Here is a 7,379-nt window from a genome sequence, read left to right as displayed (position 1 = left end):
GACCCGCGGTAAGTAATGGATGCTTTCCGCGACACGACGACAACACCGCGAAGCCGCGGACCGGTCACAGAAAATTTTACCTTCTCATTTCTTATAGACCAGTCACCGGCCAATGCCAGCAAATAAGGCGTTCAGGTCGATTTTGACCCAGAAAAACGACAGCCCCTACCGGTCCCCGCCCGGGTGATGCAACTTGTTGCTCTGCAGTTCGTACCGCAGCTCTTGGATCAACGACTCCACCGCTTGCGGCGAGTTGAGGCTCGTTACCTTCACTCCACTGACCACCAGGTCGACCTCACCTGACGCCGGGTGATACAGCTTCACCGTCACCGAATTATCTCCAGACAAACTGCATTCACAGGCGCAGGGAGAAAAGTGTTGCTCCAGCAATGCACGCAATTGTGCCAAGTGAATCATAGCGATTCACCCATCGACTGACGGGCAGCCTCGTCAATTGAAGGGGTGTTGAGCGGGCGACACATGTGGCAGTTCCTTGAGCTGTTTCGTCGTGGACGCGAAGCGCGTCAAAGACACGATTCGCACCCTGACAGCCTATTCGCTGGAATATGGCACCAACACCTCCATTTGCACTGCCTGCACTAGTGCATTTGCACCCTGATGCTAGGAGAACAATCCACGCTCGCGCGCCCAGACAATCGCCTCGCTTCGACTGTGAACGCCCAATTTTGAATACACCGTCGATACGTGATTGCGTACTGTGTTGGGAGCCAGTTTCAGGCGCACGGCGATTTCCTTGTCGGCCAACCCTTCGTAGATCAGGCCGAGCACATCTCGCTCGCGGGCGGTCAGGTCGGTGAAGGACGCGGTGGGCAATGTCGGCGCGTTAACGCTCTTCACGTTGGCCAGTTTTTCAATCAGCGTGCGGCTGAACCAAGAGGCGTCTTTCATCACTTCCTCGATCGCCGCGACCAACTCAAGCTCGGTACGTTTGCGTTCGGTGATGTTCATCAACACCAGTAGGTAGCAAGGACTGTCCTGAATGTTCACGGTGTCGGCCGAGACCGTGCAATCGATCACCTCCCCATTTTTTTTACGGATTCTGACATCGACACGGTCCAGACTTGCAGCCTTATCGAGTGCCGAAAACAGGCGTGTGCCTTCGCCTGAATCGTCGAAGAAGTCGATCTGCATTACGGTTTTGCCGAGCACTTCTTCACTGGAATACGCGAGTGTGTCGAGGAAGGCTTCGTTGACCTCGATCACTGTTTTATCCTCGGCACTGCACACCAGCGTCGGCACTGGAGTCAGGCGAAAAGATTTGGCAAAACGCTCCTCGCTCTGGCGCAGCGCTATTTCGGCTTTGTGTCGAGGTTCCATGTCGACGAACGAAAACAGCATGCAGTCTTCTTCGTTTAACTCCAACGGCTGCCCCGCGACGATCACCTGCTTGCTAGCCCCTTCGGGCAATCGCAATTCAGCCTGCATCTGTGGAATGGTGGCGTGCTCGCGCAGACGTTCAATCGCCAGGTCTTTTTTTTCCGCGCCTTGCAACACGTCCAGTTCATACGTCGACATGCCGATCACCTGATCACGGGTATAGCCGGTCATCTCCAGAAAACCGCTGTTGACCTTGATGTATCGCAAATCGCTGAGCCGACAGATCACGGCCGGGGCCGGGTTGGCGTTGAATGTCTTTTCGAATCGCTGTTCGGCATTGGCCCATTCGGTGACGTCGTCCATGATCAGCACCAGTGACTCAGGCTCACCGGCGCTGTCCGCCAGCACCATGCTGCGCACCTTATGCACCCAGGTACGTTCTTCATCGTCGACAGGCGTCACTTCAACCAGCACATCGCCGAACGTTTCGCCACGGGCGACGCGGCTGATCGGGTAGTGATCCTTCGGCACCGCGTGATGGTTACGATAGCGCAAGGCGAAGCGTTTGGCGTACTCACTGGCATTGGCACCCAGTTCGCGCAGCTGCCCGACACCGTGCATGACCAGTGCCGCTTCGTTGGCCCAAAGAATCGTCTGATCGAGCTCCAGCAGAATCACGCCGTCGGACAAACCCGCAATGATCTGCTGCAACTGGCGACGATTGGTTTCGGTGCTCAAGACGTCCTGGCTCATGGGTACTCCGTCAGCACAACGGGGCTTTTAGCCCCCCCGTGAAGAGTACGACCGCACAGGAATTGGATCGTGCGAAGGACCTGTAGGAGTGAGCCTGCTCGCGATAGCGGTGGGCCAATCACATTGATATTGAATGTGAAACCGCTATCGCGAGCAGGCTCGCTCCTACAGGTTTTAGCGGTGCGTGCCGAAGCGCACGTCAGTTGTTTCAGGCTGCAGGTTGTCCACTGGCAATCGCCGCCGACGCCGCCAGCATCGCCCGCAACAACACCGCGCACCCGGCCGCCAGATCGTCCGGCGCGGCGTTTTCGATTTCGTTGTGGCTGATCCCACCTTCGCACGGCACGAAAATCATCCCGGCCGGGCCGAGTTCGGCGAGGAAGATCGCGTCATGCCCTGCCCCGCTGACGATGTCCATGTGCGACAGGCCCAACCCTTGGGCTGCGTTGCGCACGGCTTCGACACAGCCCTGATCGAAATACAGCGGCGGGAAGTCTGCCGTCGGGGTGAGTTCGAAAGTCAGGCCGTGTTCATCGCAGGTGGTTTCGATCACTTTACGGACTTCGGCGATCATCGAGTCCAGGCGTGCCGGTTGCAGATGCCGGAAGTCGAGGGTCATGCGCACTTCGCCGGGGATGACGTTGCGGGAGCCGGGATAGGCTTGCAGGCAGCCGACGGTGCCGCAGGCGTGGGGTTGATGGCCCAGTGCGGCGCGGTTGACTGCTCCGACAATGACGGCGGCGCCGACCAGGGCGTCCTTGCGCAGATGCATCGGGGTCGGGCCGGCGTGGGCTTCGACACCGCGCAGTTTGAGGTCGAACCATTTCTGGCCGAGCGCGCCCATCACTACGCCGATGGTTTTGTGCTCGTCTTCAAGGATCGGGCCTTGCTCGATGTGTGCTTCAAAATAAGCACCGACCGCATGCCCACTGACCTGACGCGGACCGGCGTAGCCGATGGCGTTCAGCGCCTGGCCCACGGTGATGCCTTCGGCGTCGACTTTGGCGAGAGTTTCTTCGAGGGTGAACTTTTCGGCGAAGACACCAGAGCCCATCATGCACGGGGCGAAGCGCGAGCCTTCTTCGTTGGTCCAGACCACCACTTCGAGTGGCGCTTCGGTTTCAATTTTCAGGTCGTTGAGGGTGCGCAGCACTTCGACGCCGGCCAATACGCCGAAGCAGCCGTCGAACTTGCCGCCGGTGGGCTGAGTGTCGATGTGGCTGCCGGTCATGACCGGTGGCAGGTTGGGGTTGCGACCCGGACGGCGGGCGAAGATGTTGCCGACGGCGTCGAWGCTGACGGTACAACCGGCGTCTTTACACCAGTTGACGAAGATGTCGCGGGCCTGACGGTCGAGGTCCGTCAGGGCCAGGCGACAGACGCCGCCCTTGACCGTGGCGCCGAGTCTGGCCAGTTCCATGAGGGATTGCCACAGGCGGTCGCGGTTGATGTGCTGATGGGTGGATTGCAGAACGTCTACGGCAGCGTTCATGGTGATCTCCTCAGGCAGTTGTTATGTACTGATAGTTCCCACGCTCTGCGTGGAAATTCATCCATGGACGCTCCGCGTCCGCATTTGGGACGCAGAGTGTCCCGAGCTGCATTCCCACGCAGAGCGTGGGAACGATCATCCTCACACCGCCGATTTCGCGACAGACGGGCTAGGCCGCAACGAGCACAGCCCGTAATAAATCACCCCTCCCAACGCCGAGCCGGTAAACCAGCCGTAGCTGTAAAACCAGCTGAACGCATCACTACCCAGCGACAGCAGCGTCAACACCACCGGCACACCAAACGCGATAAACCCGAACCAGTTCCAGGCCGGATAAACGTCATCGCGATAGAGCCCGGCCAAGTCGAGTTGCTGTTTCCTGATCAGGAAATAATCCACCACCATGATCCCGGCAATTGGCCCGAGCAGGCTGGAATAGCCCAGCAACCAGTTGGAGTAGACCGTTTCCAGGCTCAGGTCCGAAACGATCAGCCCGAGCTTTTTCAGCAGTTCATGCGCCATCAGCAACAACCCCACCACCCCGGTCAGCAACACCGCTTTGGTGCGGTTGATCACCTTGGGTGCGATGTTCTGAAAGTCATTGGTTGGCGAGACGATATTGGCCGCGGTGTTGGTGGACAACGTGGCGATGATGATCAGCGCCATGGCCAGTGCAACCCAGACCGGGCTCTGGATATGCCCGATCAGCGTTACCGGGTCGRAGACGGTCACGCCCACCAGTTTTACCGAGGCAGCGGTCATGACCACGCCCAACGAGGCGAACAGGAACATGGTCAATGGCAGGCCGATAATCTGCCCGATGATCTGGTCTTTTTGGCTTTTGGCGTAGCGGCTGAAGTCAGGAATGTTCAACGACAAGGTGGCCCAGAAACCGACCATCGCGGTCAGCCCGGCGGCGAAATAACCCGCCACGCCCGCCCCTTCCGGACGCTTGGCCGGGATCGCCAGCAACTCGGTCATCGATACGTTCGGCAGCGCCCAGAACAGCAAGCCCACACCGACCAATATCAATAGCGGCGCGGACAATGTTTCCAGCCATTTGATCGACTCGGCGCCGCGAATCACCACCCACAGGTTCAGCGCCCAGAACACCATGAAACCGATGACTTCACCGGTGCCGCCCAACGACTTCCAGCCCTCGAACACCGAGCCGAGGAACAGGTGAATGGCCAGCCCGCCGAACATCGTCTGAATGCCGAACCAGCCACACGCCACCAGGGCGCGGATCAGGCAAGGGATGTTCGAACCGAGAATGCCAAAGCTCGAACGCAGCAACACTGGAAACGGAATGCCGTACTTGGTACCGGGGAAAGCGTTCAACGTCAGGGGGATCAGCACGATGATGTTGGCAAACAGGATGGCCAACAGCGCCTCGCCCACCGTCAGCCCGAAGTACGCGGTGAGCACGCCGCCCAGCGTGTAGGTCGGCACACAGATGGCCATGCCGATCCACAGCGCGGTGATGTGCCATTTGTTCCAGGTGCGTTCATGCAACTTGGTCGGTGCCATGTCGTGGTTGTAACGGGGACTGTCGAGGACGTCGCTGCCGGCTTCCAGCTCAAACAAGCCTTCGCGCTCGGTCACTTGCGATCTGATCTGTTGCATGGCCGCTCCACTGTTCTTTGAATTATTTTTTGCTCATCAGGTACCAGGGCATCAATAAACGTGCCGGGCACCCCGATTGAGCATCGGGCAGTTCCATAAAACGTTACAACCAACTGTTTTTATTAAATATTTTAAGAGTCGTCGGGGACTTGCCTGTTCACTCAGGCCGAATGCCAGGCAAGTTGTCCGAACCGTCAGGACTCAATCTGGTGCATCACACTTTTTTCAAACGTTGCGCATCAACCATAGACCATCCTCAAGCGGCTGATTTCACATAAGAAATCTTGTCTATTTTTCGAACCTGTCAAGTGCGTCAAAATGGTGAACAGCCTCACCATTTTGGTGATTTACGTTTTTATTCTTTATTAATCAATACGTTAAAACAGTCATAAGCTTATAAAAAATATTCTTGCTCATTTCATAAACTCAGACTAGCTTCAATTCCTGACAGCGTTGGCAGGAATAAACCTGTTGACGGTAGATTGATATAAAAAATTTAGAACCGGCATAAGCCGGTCATTGCCTGCGAGGAACTCGGAATGTCTCTGTTGATCCGTGGCGCCACCGTTATTACCCATGATGAAAGTTATCGCGCCGACGTCTATTGCGCCGACGGCGTGATTAAAGCCATTGGCGAGAACCTTGATGTTCCGGCTGGTGCCGAAGTGCTCGACGGCAGCGGCCAGTACTTGATGCCCGGCGGCATCGACCCGCACACGCACATGCAGCTGCCCTTCATGGGCACCGTGGCCAGTGAAGACTTTTTCAGCGGCACGGCGGCGGGACTGGCCGGTGGCACCACGTCGATCATCGACTTCGTGATTCCCAATCCGCAGCAATCGCTGATGGAGGCGTTTCACCAGTGGCGTGGCTGGGCAGAGAAGTCGGCGTCGGACTACGGCTTCCATGTCGCGATCACCTGGTGGAGCGAACAGGTGCGCGAGGAAATGGCTGAGCTGGTCAGCCAGCATGGCGTCAACAGCTTCAAGCACTTTATGGCCTACAAGAACGCGATCATGGCCGCCGACGATACACTGGTGGCGAGTTTCGAGCGCTGCCTGGAGCTGGGCGCGGTGCCGACCGTGCATGCGGAAAATGGCGAGTTGGTCTATCACCTGCAGCGCAAGTTGATGGCCCAGGGCATCACCGGCCCGGAAGCGCATCCACTGTCGCGGCCTTCGCAGGTTGAAGGCGAAGCGGCCAGTCGGGCGATTCGTATCGCCGAGACACTCGGCACGCCGCTGTACCTGGTGCATGTCTCGACCAAAGAAGCCCTCGACGAAATCACCTATGCCCGCAGCAAAGGCCAACAGGTCTACGGCGAAGTACTGGCCGGGCATCTGTTGCTGGACGACAGCGTCTATCAACACCCGGACTGGCAGACCGCCGCCGGTTACGTGATGAGCCCACCCTTCCGTCCTCGCGGGCACCAAGAGGCGCTGTGGCACGGCCTGCAATCCGGCAACCTGCACACCACCGCGACTGACCACTGCTGCTTCTGCGCCGAGCAGAAAGCCGCCGGCCGCGACGACTTCAGCAAAATCCCCAATGGCACCGCCGGTATCGAAGACCGCATGGCGGTGCTGTGGGATGAAGGGGTGAACACCGGGCGTTTGTCGATGCAACACTTCGTAGCGCTGACCTCCACTAACACCGCGAAGATCTTCAACCTCTACCCGCGCAAAGGGGCGATTCGTGTCGGCGCCGATGCGGACCTGGTGCTGTGGGACCCGGAAGGCACGCGGACCATTTCAGCGAAAACCCATCACCAGCAGGTCGACTTCAACATCTTTGAAGGCAAGACCGTGCGCGGCGTGCCGAGCCACACCGTCAGCCAGGGCCGCGTGGTTTGGGCCGATGGCGATTTGCGCGCCGAGCGGGGTGCGGGGCGGTACGTCGAACGGCCGGCGTATCCGGCGGTGTTTGATTTGCTGAGCAAGCGGGCTGAGTTGCACAAGCCCACTGCAGTGAAACGCTGACGCACTTCCAAAGATCGTTCCCACGCTCCGCGTGGTAATGCAGCCCAGGACGCTCTGCGTCCCATTGGAACGCGGAGCGTCCCTTGAGGCATTCCCCGCAGAGCGTGGGAACGATCAGCCCGAAAGAGGCAGCACCTCCATCACCGTGAGGCCGATACCGTGATCAAGACCCTGAACCACCTCCCCCATCC

The 7,379-nt window shown here is 58.5% G+C and carries 5 protein-coding genes; 1 reads left to right on the top strand and 4 read right to left on the bottom strand.

Going from position 1 to position 7,379, the window contains the following annotated elements:
• Positions 1 to 165 precede the first annotated feature (165 nt).
• The 4 genes from AC1DRJ_RS15860 to AC1DRJ_RS15845 all read right to left on the bottom strand — a co-directional run bounded on the left by AC1DRJ_RS15860 (position 166) and on the right by AC1DRJ_RS15845 (position 5,209).
• On the bottom strand, positions 166 to 417 hold the full coding sequence (locus tag AC1DRJ_RS15860) for a DUF1652 domain-containing protein (RefSeq protein ID WP_477802993.1): 252 nt from the start codon (positions 415 to 417) through the stop codon (positions 166 to 168).
• 204 nt (positions 418 to 621) lie between these two features.
• On the bottom strand, positions 622 to 2,091 hold the full coding sequence (locus AC1DRJ_RS15855; RefSeq protein WP_477802992.1) for a helix-turn-helix transcriptional regulator: 1,470 nt from the start codon (positions 2,089 to 2,091) through the stop codon (positions 622 to 624).
• A gap of 208 nt (positions 2,092 to 2,299) precedes the next feature.
• Entirely contained in the window at positions 2,300 to 3,583 is a 1,284-nt protein-coding gene (locus AC1DRJ_RS15850) for a Zn-dependent hydrolase (protein ID WP_477802991.1), read from the bottom strand.
• A 141-nt stretch (positions 3,584 to 3,724) separates the two neighbouring features.
• The gene (locus tag AC1DRJ_RS15845) at positions 3,725 to 5,209 is read right to left on the bottom strand and encodes an NCS1 family nucleobase:cation symporter-1 (protein ID WP_477802990.1); all 1,485 of its coding nucleotides are present in this window, start codon (positions 5,207 to 5,209) and stop codon (positions 3,725 to 3,727) included.
• 539 nt (positions 5,210 to 5,748) lie between these two features.
• On the opposite strand from AC1DRJ_RS15845, the gene hydA reads away from it, so the two are divergent.
• Positions 5,749 to 7,188 (top strand): dihydropyrimidinase, encoded by a 1,440-nt coding sequence (gene hydA / locus AC1DRJ_RS15840; protein WP_477802989.1) that lies wholly within the window; start codon positions 5,749 to 5,751, stop codon positions 7,186 to 7,188.
• Positions 7,189 to 7,379 lie beyond the last annotated feature (191 nt).

Source organism: Pseudomonas sp. P5_B2 (assembly GCF_056400445.1).
Note: the sequence above shows the minus strand (reverse complement) of the source record. Positions and strands in the feature narration are given on the sequence as shown.